Origin of the sequence: Streptomyces milbemycinicus, assembly GCF_002154605.1 — a bacterium.
Taxonomy (GTDB): Bacteria; Actinomycetota; Actinomycetes; order Streptomycetales; family Streptomycetaceae; genus Streptomyces; species Streptomyces milbemycinicus.
The window spans coordinates 1-218 of sequence record NZ_MUNE01001257.1 but is presented as its reverse complement, the minus strand read 5'-3'; the positions used below and the strand labels follow the sequence as shown (position 1 = coordinate 218).

The following is a 218-nucleotide window of genomic DNA, read 5'->3' as shown; positions in this document are numbered from 1 at the left end:
CACCCGGTCTGGTACTTCAACCTCAAGGCCGACCCGCAGGTGGATCTCCAAGACGGCCCCAAACGCCAGGGCATGATGGCCCGTGAGCTCACCGGGGACGAGAAGGCCCAGTGGTGGGAGCGCGCGGTCGCCGCGTATCCGCCGTACGCCGAATACCAGGAGAAGACCAACCGCGTGATCCCAGTCTTCGTACTCGAACCCGAGCACCTGGCCGGGCC

1 protein-coding gene is annotated in these 218 nt (G+C 66.5%); it reads left to right on the top strand.

Features of this window, described 5'->3' with window-relative positions; all coding sequences use genetic code 11:
- On the top strand, positions 1–218 hold a 218-nt coding region (locus CCN51_RS52475), incomplete at both ends, for a nitroreductase/quinone reductase family protein (protein ID WP_143676270.1).